Below are 16671 nucleotides of genomic sequence, written 5' to 3'. Positions count from 1 at the left end.
CCGCTCGACCACCCCGGTGCAAGCCCGTGCCTCGGCGCCACGATGGAATGGTCTCACGACGGGATCCGGGGACACCGCAGCGCCGGCGGTGATGGAATCAACCCCATGCGCTCGATGAGACGGAAGCACCCGGCGGCCGCGGTCCGGGTTGCCCGGAGGGTCTCGGCCGCCCGGGCGGTCACGGCTGCGGCGTTGGTCGTCGGCCTCGGCACCGGCGCGGCCCTGCTGCCCGCCCCTGCCACCGCGCAAGCACCGTCGACGCTTGCCGTCGCCGCGCCGCAGGCGGCCTCCCCGCCCGGGCTCGGCCCCGCGGGCACGGCCACCGTCCACGGTGACGCGGCCTCGACCGACACCCTGCCCGGCCGCGGTCCCGGCACGAACCCGGCAGTCGCGTCAGCACTCACCGGAGCCACCTGCTCGACCGTCTTCGTCGGCACCGACGGCTTCCCGGTCGCCCTGTGCACCTCGTACGTCGGACTCGCCCCGCCCACCCCGCTCGCGCCGACGGTCAAGTTGTTCCATCCCGACACCGCGGCAGTGCTGGCGGAGGTGCAGTTGGCCAAGGGGGCGCTGCTCGGCGGGGTCTACGGATACCTCGACGAGCAGGACCGGGTGGTGGTCGCGGACGGCAACCGCAGGCTGTTGGCCGTCGGGCACGAACGCACCGACGCCGGCCCGTGGCGCATGACGGTCGACGTCCTGGCCGATCTCTCCCGGGCCGTCCCGGCCGGTGACGCGGTCACCGGCCTCATGCCCGCCTTCGACGGGCGGGTGTGGTTCGCCACCTCCGGCGGGGTGGTGGGGACCGTGCGGCCCGGGGGCGACGACGACGAGCTCCGCAGTCTCGCCCTGCCGGCAGGGGAGAAGATCACCAACGGGCTGACGGTCCGGCCCGGCGGCGCGTCGGTGATCACCACCCGCGCCCTCTACGAGATCGACAGCTCCGAGGACGGGACCCCCAGCGTGCGCTGGCGGCGCGGCTACGCGGTGGGGCAGGCGCGGAAACCGGGCCTGCTCGCGCACGGGTCGGGGACCACGCCCACCTACTTCGGGCCCGGTGACTCGCTCGTGGCGATCACCGACGACGCCGAGCACCCCGAGCTGATCGTCCTGCGTCGCGACGACGGGTCGCAGGTGTGCCGGATGCCCGCGTTCGCCACGACCCTGCGGCCCGACTCGGCCGCCGCCGACGGGGTCCTCATCGACGGGCCCGCGGGCACCGAGAACTCGATCATCGCGACCGGAAACGCGCTGGTGCTGGTCAACACGTACGGGTTCGAATACCCGCCGTTCGCCGTCGACGGTCCCGCGGTGCCCTCGTCGGCTCCGTACACGGGTGGGATGACCCGAATCGACGTGCGGGCCGACGGGGCCGGGGGACCGGACGGCGTCAGCGTCGGCGTCGGCGCCGGAGACGACGCGTGCTCGCGTGCGTGGACCTCGCTGGCCCGGACGGCGTCCCTGCCCAAGCTCACCACCGGCGACGGGCAGATCCACGCGCTGGCCTACGGCCCGCCCCGCGTGCTGTCCGCGCCCGGCTCCGCGACCGACCCGGGGCTCGCCTCGGCGCTCGATCAGGGGCTCGCGCAGAAGTTCGGGCCCGTCGACGTGACCTCGACCGACGTGGAGACCGGCCGCGAGGTGGCCCGCAGCTTCCTCGGCCACGCCCCGCTGGACGAACCGATGGAGCTCACCGGCACCATCGCCTCCCGCGGCGACGCGCCCGGCGTGAAGTGGCAACCCACCCTCACGCGCATGCTCCGCATCGGCCCCGCCTGACGCCGATCGCGCGACCGCTGCAACGCACGCCCGCCCACCCGCGCCGAACTGTCTTCCCGCCCACCCGCGCACCCGCGCACCCGCCGACAAGCCGACCCTGCCGCCGACAAGCCGACCCTGCCGCCGACAAGCCGACCCTGCCGCCGACAAGAGGAAAACGCGCGGCCGCTCTCGGGCGATACACGCGAAATCCTCTTGTCGGCGGGTGGGGGCAGGCGGTGCGCGGGTCAGGCGCGCGGGTCAGGCGGTGCGTGGGTCAGGTGGTGGGTGGGGTCAGCCGGTGCGTGGGTCAGGCGCGCGAATCAGGCGGTGGGTGGGTCAGGCGGCGGGGGTCAGTCGGCGGGGCGGACGACCGCGACCGCGCACGGCGCTGTCTGGAGCAGGCGGCGGCTGACCGACCCGAGCAGCAATCCGGCGAATCCGCCGTGGCCACGCGAGCCGGTGACCAGCAGTGACGCCCCCGTGGCCTCGTCAGCGACCGTGACGGCGGGCTCGCCGACGACGAGGATGAGCTCGACGCTGACCTCCGGGTGGCGGGCCTCGTGCGGGGCGAGGGAGTCGAGGATGTCCTTCTCGTCCTCGGCGAGCACGCTCTCGGCCAGCTGATCGAGGTCGAACAGTGACGTGCCCGGCAATCTGGGCACCTCCACCGAGTGCACGGCGCGCAGGGTGACACCCCGGCGCTCGGCCTCGGCGAACGCGAACGCCACGGCGGGGTCACTCGCCGCCGAACCGTCGGCGGCCAGGACGACCGGGCCCCCGGTGGGGCTCTCGGGCGTCCGCGGGGTGATGACGAGGACCGGGCAGGTCGCGTGCTCGACGACGCCGGCGGAGGTCGACCCCATCGCGAAGTCCTCGCGCGCGGTGAGGCCGCGGCTGCCCACGACGATCGCCGAGGCGTCGCGGCCGACCCCGACCAGCGCGCTGACGGGACTGTCCGCGATCACCCGGTGGGTGGTCGGCACGTCGGCGGTGAGGTCGGCGAGCTGGTCGCGCATCGCGCCCTCGACGTTCGCGCGGGCGGTCTCGTCGAACGCCACGACGCGGCCCACCGCCCGGTCGGCGGAGATCACCTCGAGTGACGTGCCGTGGTCGCGGGCCCAGGCGGCCGCCCAGGCCACGGCTCTGCGGGCGTCACGCGAACCGTCGTACCCGCACACGACCGGTCCGGTGGTGGTCTCCGACATGGGTTCCTCCTGCAGGTTCGGGGGCACGCGGTCAGGGCCGCCGCGGTGCGGTGACGGCGATCCGGGGTCCGGGTCCAGCCTAGTCGCAGCCCGTTGACGGTCGCCCGTGCTCCGCGGACCCCGGACGCGTGCCGGGTCGGCCGATGGGATTCCTAGAACAGAGCCCCTCGTTTTCTGGACCTGTTCCAGAAAGTGGGCTAGGGTGATGCCCATGACGACAGCAACCGAGGACCAGGGGGCAGTGCTCCGCGATGCCGGGCTGAGGGTCACTTCGCCGCGGCTGGCGGTCCTCGCCGTCGTCGCCGGTCGTCCCCACATCGCGGCGGAGGACGTCGCGGCTCTCGTCAGGGAACGGCTGGGCGCGGTGTCCACGCAGACCGTCTACGACGCGCTGCGCGTGTGCACCGACGTCGGCCTCATGCGCCGCATCGAACCCGCCGGCTCCCCGGCGCTGTACGAGCGTCGGACGGGGGACAACCACCACCACCTCGTGTGCCGGAAGTGTGGGCGCATCGAGGACGTCGAATGCGCGGTCGGACACGCCCCCTGCCTCACCGCCGACCGGGACCACGGCTTCGAGATCGACGAAGCAGAGGTCAACTACTGGGGAACTTGCCCCGAATGCCAGGCAGGGCAGGCCTCGCTTGTCTGATACTGAGGCCTGGACCACACCACTACTCCGCACCTTCTACTCCACACCCCATCTCGAGGAGCAACTGACGTGACCATTCATCCCGCAGACCGCGGCGTGCGCGACTTCCAGCCGAACTCCCACACCACCACCGACAGTGGCCAGCCCGTCCCGCACGACGAGTTCAGCGCCCAGGTCGGCCCGCAGGGTCCGCAGCCGATCCACGACTTCCACCTCATCGAGAAGCTCGCCCACTTCAACCGGGAGAACGTCCCGGAGCGCCTGCCCCACGCCAAGGGCTCGGGCGCGTTCGGCGAGTTCGAGACCACCGAGGACATCTCGGACATCACCTGCGCCGGCCTGTTCCAGAAGGGCGTCAAGACCCCGATGCTCGCCCGCTTCTCCACCGTCGCCGGTGAGAAGGGCAGCCCGGACACCTGGCGCGACCCGCGTGGCTTCGCCCTGAAGTTCTACACCGAAGAGGGCAACTACGACATGGTCGGCAACAACACGCCGATCTTCTTCATCCGCGATGCGATGAAGTTCCCGGACTTCATCCACTCGCAGCGCCGCAAGAACGCCTCCGGCCTGCGCAACCACGCCATGCAGTGGGACTTCTGGACCCTGAGCCCCGAGTCCACCCACCAGGTGACCTGGCTCATGGGCGACCGCGGCATCCCCAAGACCTGGCGCCACATGGACGGGTTCGGCTCGCACACCTACCAGTTCATCAACGCCGCCGGCGTCCGCCACTGGGTCAAGTTCCACTTCAAGACCAACCAGGGCATCGACTTCCTCACGCAGGCCGAGGCCGACAAGTTGGCCGGCGAGAACGCCGACTACCACCGTCAGGACCTGTTCGAGTCCATCAAGAACGGTGACTTCCCGTCCTGGGACCTTCACGTCCAGGTCATGCCGGTCGACGAGGCGGACGGGTACAAGTACAACCCCTTCGACCTCACCAAGACGTGGTCGCAGAAGGACTACCCGCTGCGCAAGGTCGGCACCATGACGCTGAACCGCAACCCGCAGAACCACCACGCGCAGATCGAGCAGGCCGCGTTCGCGCCGACCAACATCGTCAAGGGCATCGGCTTCTCGCCCGACAAGATGCTGCTCGGCCGCGTCTTCGCCTACCCGGACATCCAGCGCTACCGCATCGGCGCCAACTACCAGCAGGTGCCGGTCAACCGTCCGCTGTCTCCGGTGAACTCCTACTCCAAGGAGGGCGCCATGCAGTACGAGTACCCGCACCCCGCGCAGGCCGAGTACCACCCCAACTCGCTGGGTGGTCCGACCGCCGACGCGTCCAAGGCGTTCGACATCGGCGCCTGGGACACCAAGGGCTCGGACATCCACCGCGGCGACGTGAGCCCGCACGCCGAGGACACCGACTCGGTCCAGGCCTCAATCCTGTACCGCGAGGTCCTCGACGACGCCGCCCGCGAGCGGCTGGCGGCCAACATCGCCGGTCACGTCTCGGCGATCGACCCGTCGGAGACCGAGCTGCTCGACCGCGTCTATGCCTACTGGGCCGCCGTCGACCAGGGCCTCTGCGAGGCCGTCAAGGCAGGCGTCGAGGCGAGCCCCCGCGGCAACCACACGCTGCAGGAGTGACACCCCGGTAGCCGGCCAGTAGCAGGCCGACATCCGCTACTCCCCCTACGGATTCGCTACTCCGATTGGACTAGCGAATCCGGGGGCGGGGTAGCGGATTTCGTTGTGTCGTCGTCGGTCAACCGGCCCGGGCCATCGCCAGCGCGTCGTGATCCGCGATGGCGCGGCACGCCCGCCGCATCAGCAGGGCGAACATCTCGTCACCCCGATCCGTCCGGGTGCCGTACATCCAGCCGAAGATCCCCAGCACCGGCGTCTGCAGCAGGCCGTAGACGTAGTCGTCCCAACAGGCGTCGGCGGAATAGTCGGTGACACCGTGATCCAGCAGGGCCCGGTGGTAGTCCGCCACGATGTCGCGCTCGGCTGCCCGCCGGTCGTCCACGGTGAGGCTCGAACCGAGGAACCCGCCCAGGTCACGCCCGGGCAGGCCCACCGCGAGCGTCTGCCAGTCGCAGGCCAGCGAGGGACGGTTCCCGGCCGGGTCCACCAGCATGTTGTCGGCCCGGTAGTCGGCGTGCAGGAGCGCGAACCGCTCGGCCCGCCCGTTGGCCCACCGGGCGATCAGCGGGGCGATCTCCGCCATGATGCGGCGCTCGTCGTCGTCGAGTCTTCCCCCGAGTTCGGAGAGGAACGCCTCCAGCGCCGGCCCGCCGAGCTCCTGGAGAGTGACGTTGTCCTCGACCGTCGGCGCCGCGAGGCCCTCGATGCTCCGGAGCGTGGGGTCGCACCAGCGCGGTCCGTGGAGTCCTGCGAGGTTGACGGCGCAGTCGCGGGCCTGGTCGATCGTCAGCCCGGCGAGCTGGTCGCCCTGGACGAGCGGGGTGACGTCGTCGAGGATGAGCGTGAACTCGCCCTCCCGCTCGCCGAGTGCGGCGAACCGGACCCGCGGGACCCGCACGGCCACGGTCGGCGCGAGGTCACGATAGAACAGCACCTCGGTCCGGTACACGCCGTGCAACAGCGGCCGCATGCCCTCGTCGGGGTTCGGCAGTTTCACGAACAGCGTCGGCGGGAGCCCGTCGCCGTCGACGTGGGCGAGCAGGCCGCATCCGATCTGACCGGTGCCGACCAGCTCCGTCCGCACCGACCGGACCTCGGTGCCCAGGGCCTGCGACAGCCACGGCGCGGTGACCTCCTCCGGCGTACAGACCACCTGCGGGTTCGACGCGACACTAGTCATGACGGGAGATCCTTCCGGGATTGGGCTCGAGGTGGGCGAAGCGGTCGGGGTCCCGGCGCCCGCGCCACTCGGTGAGCACCGGGGCGAGCTCGTCGGGAGTGGCACCGTGCAGGACCACCGAGTCGGCGCCGAGCGCGAGCTGGCCCTCGATCCGGTCGGCGCACTGCGCGGCGCTGCCGACGGCGGCCGTGGCGAGCCACGCGTCGGGCAGGACCTCGCGGGCATGGCGCAGAAGGTCGAGATCGTCGGTGGCGTCGAGCGCGCCGGAATGGGAGGACAGTCGCTCGTCCGCGCGGAACGCCTCGAGCTCCGCCCGGTCCCACCCGTTCACCCGCACCAGGACATCGCCGTAGCCGGTGAGGTAGGTGGCCAATCGCCCGACGAGCTTGCGCAACCGGGCCGTCTCGTCGAGCGAGTCCTCGATGGTCGCCATCACCGACCAGATCCGCACGCCCGCGGGGTCGCGGCCGGCCTGCTCCGCGGACTCCCGGACCAGGCGGACGCAGCGCTGCACCGCCGCATCCGACATGAAGGTGTGGAGCACGACGCCGTCGGCGATCCGCCCGGCCAGCCGCAGCTGGTTGTCGCCCATCGCCATCATCAGCACCGGGATGTCCTCGTCGAACGACGCGTCCTGCATCAGGTACGGGTAGCTGCCGGCCGGGCCGTCGTGACCGACCACCGCCCCGCCGCCCCACAGCGTGCGGTAGATACCGATCGCGTCCTCGAGCTGCGCCGACGTCACGTGCGGCAGGCCCATGATGTCGAAGAGCAGGGAGATGCCCCGGCCCAGTCCGAAGGCGTAGCGCCCGCCGGACATCCGGTGCAGGGTCGTCGCCATGGTCGCGGTCACCAGCGGGTGGCGGGTGTTGTGGTTGGTCGCGGCGGTGCCCACTCCGATCCGGGAGGTCGCCGCCACCGCCGCGCCCGCCATCACCGCGGCGTCCTTGAGCGCGAACCTCTCGGACAGCAGGATGGACCCCAGGCCCAGCTCCTCGGCCCGCGCGGCTTCGGCGATGAGATCCGCCGGGGAGGCGCTGTGTCCGGCCAGCCCGTAGCAGGCGAGCTCGGGCATGAGGGCGGGGGGAGCGGCAGGCGGTCGGGCGGCGTCGTCGGCCATGGGCACCTTCGGGGCGAGGGACTCCGGACGAACCGGATGTGACATGTGTCACCGTAACGCCACGTGGTGTCCGGCAGCGGCGGTTCCCGCGCTCCGTCGGCACGGTCGCCCTACGGTGTCGCGGGTCGGCGTCGCACCGCAGCGCACCGCAGCACACCGGGGAGTTCGGCCTACAGGCCCAGGACCGCCCGCGCGATGAGGAAGTAGACGATCAACCCGGTGGCGTCGACGAACGTCGTGATGAACGGGTTGGAGAAGACGGCCGGGTCGGCGCGGACGGCCTGCGCGAGGAGCGGCATCAGACCGCCCACGGTCGCCGCGACGGTGCACAACACCAGCAGCGTCAACCCGATCACGAGTCCCAGATCGGTGCCGTAGATCAGTCCCGCGGCCAGCGCCCCGACCCCGCCGAGGACCAGACCCAGCGTGAACCCCGTCCGCACCTCCTGGGCCAGTACGCGCAGCCCATCCCGGGGACGCACGTCCCCCAGCGCGAGCGCGCGGGTCACCGTGGTGGCCGCCTGGTTTCCGGTGTTGCCGCCGGTGCCGATGATGAGCGGCACGAACAGTGACAGTGCCACCACCTGCTCGATCGTCCCCTCGAACACCTCGAGCACCTGGACGGTGAGCGCGGCGCCGAGGGCGAGGACCAGCAGCCACACCACGCGCGACCGCACCAGCGATCGCACCGGGGTCGCGAGGTAGGGCGCGCGCAGCGGTTCCGCACCACCGGCGCGCGCGGTGTCCTCGGTCTCGGCGTCCTCGAGGATCCGGAGGGCGTCGTCGAAGGTGAGGATCCCGACCAGCCGGCCCTCGTCGTCGACGACCGGCATCACGATGAGGCGCTCCTCCGCGGACCTGCGCGCGGCGGTCTCGGCGGACTCGCGTGCCCGCGCGGTGATCGCGTCGTTCATCAGATCGCGGACCGCCGTCTCCGGCGCGGCACGCATGATCGCGCGCAGACCGACGATGCCCACCAGGCGCCGCTGGTCGTCAGTGACGGGGATGCCGTAGATCGTCTCGGCCTCGTCGATCCGCTGGCGCACACGGTCGAGGGTCTCGCCGGCGGTGACGTCGGGGTGGGTGGAGATGAACTCCGGGCTCATCCGCCGACCGACCGAGCCGACCGGGTAGTCGAGCACCGCTGCGGTGAGGGCCTGCTCGTCGTGGTCGAGTTCCCGCATGAGCCGGGTGGCCACGCGCGCCGGGAGTTCGTCGATCAGCCCGGCCCGGTCGTCGGGGTCGAGGTCGGTGAAGATCTGGCTGACGCGGTCCGTGTGCAGCGCGCGGATCAGCTCGGACTGCAGCGGCGGGTCGAGGGCCTCGAAGACCACCAGCGCGGTGCCCTTGGACAGCAACCGGAACAGCACGGCCCGGTCCTTGGCGCCGCTGCGCTCGAGGACGTCGACGATCAGCCAGGGCGGCATCTCCTCGACCATGTCGGAGGCCGTGCGCAGGTCGCCGCTGTCGATCAGGGAATCGATCCGTCGGGCGGCGTCGGCCGGATCACGCAGGGTCTGGTCCCGGCCGTCGCGCGCGTCACCCGGCCCGGTCATGTCCCGGTCTCCTCGGCGATGTCGTCATACGCGGTCAACGGGTCGAGTCTGCCGTCTGCCCGGTAGGCGGCGCGGGCGAGCGTCATGGAGGCGACCGTCGTCACCACCACCGTCGCTCCCAGGGCCACCAACGCCATGAGCAGCTGCGCCCAGGAGAACCCGGATCTCAGCTCGTGCCCGTAGGCCGAGAAGATGAACAGCATCATCCCCAGGCCGGTCGCCACGGACAGGATGTTGATCCGGGTCAGCGCGTCGCCGGCCCGGGACATCGTCACAGCGGCCACCAGGAAGCACAGCGACCCGAGCAGCGCCAGTACACCGATCACCAGGTCCGCGATCATCGAGCCCTCCATCCCCGTCACCGCTGTCCTCGGGAGAGCAACCGCGCGAGGGCGACGGTCGAGAGCACACCAATGAGCGATCCGAGCATCACCACGTCCAGTGCCACCGCAGATCCCTGACGGATCACGAACAACACGAACAGTGCCACCGCGCAGAAGTAACTCAGATCGGCCATGACGGCACGGTTGGCGTCGCCCGGTCCACGTACCGCGCGGACCGCCGCCACCACCATGCTCGCGACGACGATCACGGTCGACACGGCCAGCAGCACCGTCAACAGTGAGCTCATCGGTCATCACCTCGCAGAACGGACAGCACCCGGTCCTCGGTCCGACCGAGCAACTCGATCATCTCCTGACGGGGCCCGCCGAGCACGACGTGGACCCACATCTCGTCGTCACCGATGACCGTCACCAGTGTTCCCGGTGTGACGGTGATCGCCCAGGCCAGGGCCGTGATCTCCACGTCGGTGCGGCAGCGCATGGGGTAGCGCACCAGCACCGGGGTGCCGATCGGCCCGGGGGTGACGGCCTCCTTGGCCAGGGCCAACGACGACAGCACGACGTTCCACAACAACCACCCCAGGACGACCGGGGCGCGGAGTGCCCGACGGATCACGAGCGTCCCCCGATCGTCGAGTCCGTCATCGCATCGGGGCCGTCGAGCACGGCCGAGACGTAGGCGTCGGTATCGACGAGGCCGGCCACCGCCCGGTCCACCTCCGGGGCGATCGCCCCGTACCCCAGGAAGATGGCCACCGACAGGGCCGCGAGTACGCCCCCGGGCACGAGCAGGCGCGCCGGCACGCGCGGAGACGGGCGAACGTCGTTGTCGTCGTCGTCATCGTCGTCGCCGTGCTCGTCAACCCACTGCTGGCGCTCGTCGCTGTCACCGTCGTCATCGCCGGGACGGGGCGCGGGTCCGCCCCACATGATGCCGCGCCACAACCGGAGCATGGCCACGAGCCCGATGAGGGAGGAGACCAGGACGACGACGACGGTGGCGACTCCCCATGCGCCACCCGTCCCCAGGGCGGCGGTCACGACCTCGAGTTTGCCGGTCAGCCCCGAGGTGGGCGGCAGTCCGACGAGGGCCGCGATGGCGAGCACCAGCAGCACCCCCAGCGGACGTTCGCGGTACCAGAGGCCCGACAGCCCGCCCAGCTGCCCGCTGCGGTAGACGTGCTCGGCGGCACCGATCAGCATCACGAGCGCCCCGATGGTGACCATGTGGTGGATCATGTAGACGATCGCGCCGCCGGGAGCCTGCGCGACCGCCAGCGCGGCGAGGATGACGCCGACCCCGGAGACCATCTGCCAGGCGAGGATCTCGCGGGCGCCGACGGGGGACGCCGAGGCGACGGCACCCCACAGCGCGGTCACCAGCGCCACGACCAACAGGACGCGGCCCCATGCCGGATCGAGGTCGAAGGCGGTGGCCCAGATCCGGATGACCGCGTAGAGAGCCACCTTGGTGTGCAGCGCGGAGAACAGCGCCATGACCCCGGCGGAGGTGCCGGGGTAGGCGCGGGGCAGCCACCCGTGGACGGGTACGGCGCCGGCCTTGATGCACAGGGCCATGAGCACCACACCCAGGGCGGCGGCGACCCGGCCGTCCTCCTGTGCCGCTCCCGCGAGCACGGCGAGGTTGACGCTTCCGGCGGTGCCGTACACGAAGCCGACGCCCGCGAGCAGCAGCGTGGAGGTGAGGAGGTTGATCACGACGAACAACCGGCCCACGCCGAGGCGGCGCCACGTACCGGTCATGGCGATGAGGGCGTACGAGGGCAGCAGCATGACCTCGACGAAGACGAAGAGGTTGAACAGGTCGCCGGTGAGCAGGGCGCCGTTGGCGCCGGCGAGCAGCAGCAGGGCCAGCGGGGCGAAGTAGCGGCTCCGGCCGAACTCCCCGGTCTGGTCACAGAACACCAGGGACATCAACGCCACCACACCGGTGGTGACCAGCATGAGCGCGGCGAACGAGTCGGAGACGAAGGGGATCGCGACGCCCGGCACGAAGCCGCCCACCGAGGCGGCGATCACCGGTTCGGACCGGTGCAGTACGAGGAGCACGACCCCGGCGACCGCGGTGGCCGCCGGGACCGCCAGCGCCACGAGACGGCCGGCCTGCCGGGACGGCAGGATCGCCGTCACGGCGGCCGCCATCACGGGAATGGCTGCCAGCAGGGGCAGGAGCAGGGCGGTCACGACGCGTACTCCTCACCGGTGGGCGGGACGTTGTGGGTGTCGTCGTCGCGGCTAACCACCGCGAGCGAGAGCATGAACACGGTCACCGCGAGCGTGATGACGATCGCGGTGAGGACGAACGCCTGGGGGAGCGGGTCGGCGGACACGTCGACTGCGTTGACGTCGGCGAGTGGCTCGGCCCGCCAGGCCGCCACGCCAGCGCTGAGCAACGTGAGATTGACCGCGTGGCTGATGAGCGCGAGACCGAACACGACACGGACCATGCCGCGCTGCATCATCAGGTAGACGCCGCCCGCGGTGAGGACGCCGATCATGATCGCGATGGTCACCGGGCGACCTCCTCGTCGGTTCCGCGACGAGTCCCCGGGGTGCCCCCGGTTACGCCGGTACCGGCCCCACCACTGGTTTTCCGCGGGCCTGACTTCCGGCGGCCGGTGTCCGGCGCGTCGGGGCCGGAGACGACCTCTGCGGGGGCGCGGCCCGCGCCGAGCGTGTTGAACGCGGTCATGACCAGTCCGAGGACGCCGGCGTAGACCCCGAGGTCGAAGATGAGGGCACTGGAGAGGCGCTGGCCCAGGAAGTACCCGTTGGCGGGCTGGAGGAACTGCCCGAGCGCGTAGCCGCCGATCCCGGTGAGTCCGGCGACCACCAGCCCCCCGCCGATGAGCGCGACCGGGGTGGAGGGCCGGCTCACGGGGCGATCCGACTCGCGGGCCAGGTAGACCAGCGCGAACGCGCACGCCGCCACCAGGGCGGCGATGAAGCCGCCGCCGGGCTCGTTGTGGCCACGCCACAGCAGCATCACGGAGACCACGGCGAGGACCGGGGTCACGCCCCGTGCGAGCAGCTTCAACGGCACGGTGTTGCGGGCGGCGTCCTCCAACGCCTCCGCGGCCGTGCCGGTGCTCTTCGCGGAACCGGGCAGGGTCTCGCGGACGGACCCGGGATCCATGGTCTGGGCGGTGGCCCGGACCGAGCCGAGGACGCCGAGGATCGCGATGCCGGCCACGCCGAGCACGGCCACCTCGCCGAAGGTGTCGAGCGCGCGGAACTCCACGAGGATCGTGTTGACGATGTTGCTCCCGCCGGTGATCTCGGGGCCGTTCTCGAGCAGGTACACGCCGATCGGGGAGCGTTCCCGGCGCCCGGTGAAGACCAGGACCCCGATGGTGGTCGTGATGCCGGTGAGGACGGCCAGCACGATGGCGGCGATGTTCCTCGGGCGCGAGGCGGCGATGAAGTCGCGGGGCAGGCGCCTCAGGACCAGCACGAACATGATGACCGTGAGCGCCTCGACCAGCAGCTGGGTCAGGCCGACGTCGGGCGCGCCGAGGCCGAAGATCTGGATGGTCACGGCGATCCCGACCGCACCCAGTAGAACCGCTGCGGACAGTCGCGAGTGCGTGACGCACAGTCCCAGCACGCCCACCGCGACCACGAGGAGCAACACGACGTCGATCGCGCTCTCGAGCCCGCCGACGCGCGGGGGGATCGAACTGCCCGTCGCCAGGGCCCATCCGCCGATCCCGACCGCGTAGACGCTCAGTACCGCCAGCAGGGCGCCGGCGTGCCGGGCGGGGGAGTCCGACGCGGTGGGACGGACCAGCGCGCGGCCGGCGCGCGTCGCCGCCGACGTCAGGCCCTCGAGGACGGAGGCGCCCGTGAAGGGGAGCAGCTCCCGGTCGAGTGCGCGGTCGATCGGCGTGCGCTTCCAGGCCAGCAGGGCGCCGACGACGAGGATCAGGGCGGTGAGCCCGACCTCCAGGGTCAGCCCGTGCCACAGGACGAAGTGGGCCTCGTAGGTCAGGTCGTCGATCGTCCCGGCGGGAGCGGTGCCGTAGACGACGGCGGTGCCCGGCTCGTTCGGGGGCCAGCCGAACGGCCCGGCCGCGGCCTCGGCGACCGCGGACATCGGCACGTCGAAGACCCGGACCACGAGCGCCAGCGGCAACCCGATCGCGGCGGGCAGGGCCGCGGGCAGCCAGAGCCGGACCGGCGCCTCGTGGACCCGGCCGGGGTCGGCCGCCGGCCGGGCCGGGTCGCGGTAGACGCCGAGGAAGCCGCCCAGCACGATCCGGGCGCAGTAGAGGAAGGTGAGGATCGCCCCGATCACGGCGGCGGTCAGCAGGGCGGTCACCGCCACCGTGTTCCCGCCGGCGACGTCGCCGAACGCGATGAGCATGGACTCCTTGGACACGAATCCCAGGGTGGGCGGCACGGCGGCCATGGCGCCCGCGCCGAGCACGGTGGCGCCGAACGTCCACGGCATACGGCGCCACAGCGGGCCGAGGTCGCGGATGTCGCGGGCCCCCGCCTCGTGGTCGACCACGCCGACCAGCATGAACAGTCCGGACTTGAACAGGGCGTGGGCGACGGTGTGCAGCGCCGCCGCGGCGAGGGCCTCCTGCGTCCCCACGCCGATCGCCGCGGTGATCCACCCCAGCTGGCTCACGGTGGAATAGGCCATGAGCTGCTTGAGGTCGGTCTTCTGCAGGGCGAACACGGCCGCCATCACGGCGGTTCCCATGCCCACGGACACGAGCAGCGCGTTCCACACCGGCACGTCGTGGAAGGCCGGGGAGAACCGCATGAACAGGAAGATCCCGGCCTTGACCACGGCCGCGGCGTGCAGGTACGCGCTCACCGGGGTCGCCGCCGCCATCGCGTCCGGCAGCCAGAAGTGGAACGGGAACTGGGCGGACTTGGTGAACGCGGCCACCGCCACGGCGACCGCGATCGCTGCGGTGAAGCCGGGGTCGGTGGACCACACGTCGTGCGCGAGGGCCTCCGAGATGGAGGTGGTGTCGGTGCGCAACCACATGGCCACGAGCGCGCCCAGCAGCACGAGGCCACCGACGACGGTCACCGTGAGGGTGCGCAGCGCGGCGGCGTAGGCGGCGCGGCCCGAGTTGGCGATCAACGCGAACGACGCCAAGGACGTGAGCTCCCAGCACACGTACAGCAGCACCATCGAGTCCGTGAGGACGAGCCCCAGCATGGAGACCGTGAACAGGGTCATGAGCTGGTAGAAGCCGTAGTGCTGTGGGCGCCGCTCGCGACCGTGTCGGCGCCCGTGCCCGTGGTCACCGCCGCCGGAGAGATACGACGACGAATAGATCAACACGATCGCGCCGATCACCAACGCGAGCATCGCGAAGAGCAGGCCCGTGGGGTCCGCGAACAGATCCAGGGTCCAGTCTCGGGCGGGCACCCAGGGGATGCGTACGACCTCGGTGGGCCTCCCCGACAGGGCCAGCGAGAGCGGCCCCAGCAGCGCGAACGCCCCCAGTAGGTAGAGCGCCGCGAGCGGCCATCCCGCGCCCCGGCCCAACCACCGTGTGAGCGGCCACGCGAGCAGGGTGGCCAGACCTGCAGCAGCGATCGCGAGGACGGGGCTCATGGCTCCTTCCTGCGCGGCAGCGGGTGGCGAGGGGTGCGAAGGTTTCCACGGAAGTTTATCAACAGCCACGGACACCGATGCGGGGGCATGCCGAGTGACCTGCGGGAACACCGGTTCCAGGGGGCTACGATCCGGCCATGACCTCCTCGGACGCCCCCTCTGAGACCTCGCCGGACACCGACATCCTGCCCGTCACCGACCCCGGCACCTCCCCTCGATCAGACCCCCCGGACGCGCCGGACGCCCCGGGCCACGAGGTCGGCGCCGCCCGCGGGGGACCCGCGCGGCGGCTGCTGGGCCTGGCGCTGATCGTCCTGCCCCTCGTCCTGGCCGCACTGTGGGCGGTGGTCGGGCCGACCCCCCAGCAGGAGGACGCCGCCCCCGGCGCCGGCGGGCCGCTGCGTTCGGCGCTGGCGGAGGCGTCGGCCAACTCGTCGTTCACGGTCGCCGGAGCAGAGCAGTTGCGCTCCGGGACGGCCGAACTCGCCGACGGTGCCGGGCAGCTGCGCGACGGCTCCGCGGAGCTGGCCACGGGCATGGAGCAGTTGCAGGCGGGGATGGGGCAGGCCGGATCCGGGGCCGAGGAGGTCGCGGGCGGCGTCCGTCAGGTCGTGGGTGCGGTCCGCGGGGTCGCCGTGATCCAGGGGCAGGTCTCCACCGCGATCGAGGACGCCCTGTCGCGGCTGCAGGGCGACGCCCCGGAGGTCGTCCAGGCGCGCAACGCCCTGACCGGGCTCCGCGACCAGCTGGCCACCCAGGGCCTCGACCAGAACACGCTGAGCAACCTCGACCAGCTCGACTCCGGCGCGGCGGAACTCGCCCGCCAACTCTCCGCCCCGGGCGCCGAGCTGCGCGACGGCGTCTACTCCGCCACCCGTGGCGCCCGCGAACTCGCCGGCGGCGCGGGCGAGCTCGCCACGGGAGCCGACACGCTCCGCGACGGTGCGGCCAGCGTCGCCGACTCCGCCGGCCGCACCCAGGAGTCCATCGGCAAGACCGGGCGGGCCCTGGCCGTCGAGCAGGGCGACGCCGGGCTGGAGGCCGCCGCGGCCGCCGACGACTCCGAGCGCCGCACCTCCGCCGGGATCCTCGGCGTCGCCGCCGCAGCGATGCTCGGAGCACTGCTCGTCCAGCTCGTCCGCCGGCCCGGCTCGTCGATCGCCGAGTCGGTTCTCGCGCTGACCCTGCTCACCGCGAGCCTGTCCGCGTGGGCGCTGGCCACCGCCGACGGCCCCACCGCGGGCGGGGCTACTGCCGCCGTGGCTCTCGTCGCCCTCGTCGTCGTCGCCTCCTCCGCCCTGTGGCGCGCCCTCGTCGCGGTGCTCGGCCCGTGGCCCGGTCGGATCACGGCGGTGATCCTCGCCGCCGCGTCGGCCGGCGCGGCGTGGTGGGTGTGGGTCGCCGGCGGTGCGCCCTCGGCGATCGTCACCGTCACCTCGGCGACCACGACCGGGCAGGCCACCGCGGCGCTCGACGCCGTGCTCCTGTCCGGGCCCGCCTCCGTCGCCTGGACCGGCGCGGCGGTCCTGCTGGCGGTCGCGGTGTTCTCGCTTCTGGCGGTGATCGTCGCCGGGCGGCCCCGCGCCCGCCGGTAGACGTCGCGCCGAGGCGGACCCGCTCCCGCGCCGACGAGAAGAGCGTTCCGCACGCCT

The 16671-nt window shown here is 72.1% G+C and carries 14 protein-coding genes; 4 read left to right on the top strand and 10 right to left on the bottom strand.

Annotation, left to right across the window (positions count from 1 at the left end; genetic code table 11):
* Positions 1–105: 105 nt before the first annotated feature.
* On the top strand, positions 106–1779 hold the full coding sequence (locus tag CK206_RS08625) for a hypothetical protein (RefSeq protein WP_227022415.1): 1674 nt from the start codon (positions 106–108) through the stop codon (positions 1777–1779).
* 332 nt (positions 1780–2111) lie between these two features.
* On the opposite strand, the gene CK206_RS08620 is transcribed toward CK206_RS08625, so the two are convergent.
* On the bottom strand, positions 2112–2966 hold the full coding sequence (locus CK206_RS08620; protein WP_067716215.1) for a universal stress protein: 855 nt from the start codon (positions 2964–2966) through the stop codon (positions 2112–2114).
* Positions 2967–3177: 211 nt separating this feature from the next.
* Here CK206_RS08620 and CK206_RS08615 point away from each other — a divergent pair, with 211 nt between their 5' ends.
* Together CK206_RS08615 and CK206_RS08610 are read left to right on the top strand one after the other, a co-directional pair.
* Positions 3178–3618 carry a Fur family transcriptional regulator gene (locus CK206_RS08615; RefSeq protein ID WP_096906166.1) on the top strand — a complete coding sequence of 147 codons (441 nt, stop codon included), beginning with the start codon at positions 3178–3180 and terminating at the stop codon, positions 3616–3618.
* Positions 3619–3687: 69 nt separating this feature from the next.
* Positions 3688–5214, top strand: coding sequence for a catalase (locus tag CK206_RS08610; protein ID WP_082923904.1), 1527 nt, complete (start codon positions 3688–3690; stop codon positions 5212–5214).
* 118 nt (positions 5215–5332) lie between these two features.
* Here CK206_RS08610 and CK206_RS08605 read toward each other — a convergent pair whose 3' ends face one another.
* From CK206_RS08605 to mbhE, 9 genes are all read right to left on the bottom strand, one after another.
* Positions 5333–6394, bottom strand: coding sequence for a phosphotransferase family protein (locus CK206_RS08605; RefSeq protein ID WP_096906165.1), 1062 nt, complete (start codon positions 6392–6394; stop codon positions 5333–5335).
* The gene (locus tag CK206_RS08600; protein ID WP_096906164.1) at positions 6387–7514 is read right to left on the bottom strand and encodes a TIGR03857 family LLM class F420-dependent oxidoreductase; all 1128 of its coding nucleotides are present in this window, start codon (positions 7512–7514) and stop codon (positions 6387–6389) included. Before CK206_RS08600 ends, CK206_RS08605 begins: the two co-directional genes overlap by 8 nt.
* Positions 7515–7684: 170 nt before the next feature.
* Positions 7685–9070: a magnesium transporter gene (mgtE, locus tag CK206_RS08595; RefSeq protein WP_096906163.1), complete on the bottom strand. Its 1386-nt coding sequence runs from the start codon at positions 9068–9070 to the stop codon at positions 7685–7687.
* Positions 9067–9423: a monovalent cation/H(+) antiporter subunit G gene (locus tag CK206_RS08590; RefSeq protein ID WP_067716225.1), complete on the bottom strand. Its 357-nt coding sequence runs from the start codon at positions 9421–9423 to the stop codon at positions 9067–9069. The genes mgtE and CK206_RS08590 overlap by 4 nt, the downstream gene beginning before the upstream one ends.
* A gap of 5 nt (positions 9424–9428) precedes the next feature.
* Complete coding sequence (locus tag CK206_RS08585; RefSeq protein ID WP_096906162.1) at positions 9429–9701, bottom strand: monovalent cation/H+ antiporter complex subunit F; 273 nt, start codon at positions 9699–9701, stop codon at positions 9429–9431.
* The gene (locus CK206_RS08580) at positions 9698–10030 is read right to left on the bottom strand and encodes a Na+/H+ antiporter subunit E (protein WP_096906161.1); all 333 of its coding nucleotides are present in this window, start codon (positions 10028–10030) and stop codon (positions 9698–9700) included. The genes CK206_RS08585 and CK206_RS08580 overlap by 4 nt, the downstream gene beginning before the upstream one ends.
* Positions 10027–11619 (bottom strand): proton-conducting transporter membrane subunit, encoded by a 1593-nt coding sequence (locus CK206_RS08575; protein WP_069390352.1) that lies wholly within the window; start codon positions 11617–11619, stop codon positions 10027–10029. The genes CK206_RS08580 and CK206_RS08575 overlap by 4 nt, the downstream gene beginning before the upstream one ends.
* Positions 11616–11948 (bottom strand): sodium:proton antiporter, encoded by a 333-nt coding sequence (locus CK206_RS08570; RefSeq protein ID WP_067716236.1) that lies wholly within the window; start codon positions 11946–11948, stop codon positions 11616–11618. Before CK206_RS08570 ends, CK206_RS08575 begins: the two co-directional genes overlap by 4 nt.
* Positions 11945–15019, bottom strand: coding sequence for a hydrogen gas-evolving membrane-bound hydrogenase subunit E (gene mbhE / locus CK206_RS08565; RefSeq protein WP_096906160.1), 3075 nt, complete (start codon positions 15017–15019; stop codon positions 11945–11947). Before mbhE ends, CK206_RS08570 begins: the two co-directional genes overlap by 4 nt.
* Before the next feature lie 137 nt (positions 15020–15156).
* Between mbhE and CK206_RS08560 the strand changes: the two genes are divergently transcribed.
* Positions 15157–16614, top strand: coding sequence for a hypothetical protein (locus tag CK206_RS08560; protein ID WP_096906159.1), 1458 nt, complete (start codon positions 15157–15159; stop codon positions 16612–16614).
* The last annotated feature ends 57 nt before the right edge of the window (positions 16615–16671 follow it).

This window comes from Dietzia sp. WMMA184 (genome assembly GCF_002441635.1).
GTDB classification, from domain to species: domain Bacteria; phylum Actinomycetota; class Actinomycetes; order Mycobacteriales; family Mycobacteriaceae; genus Dietzia; species Dietzia kunjamensis.
This window is presented reverse-complemented; position numbering and strand designations above follow the sequence as displayed.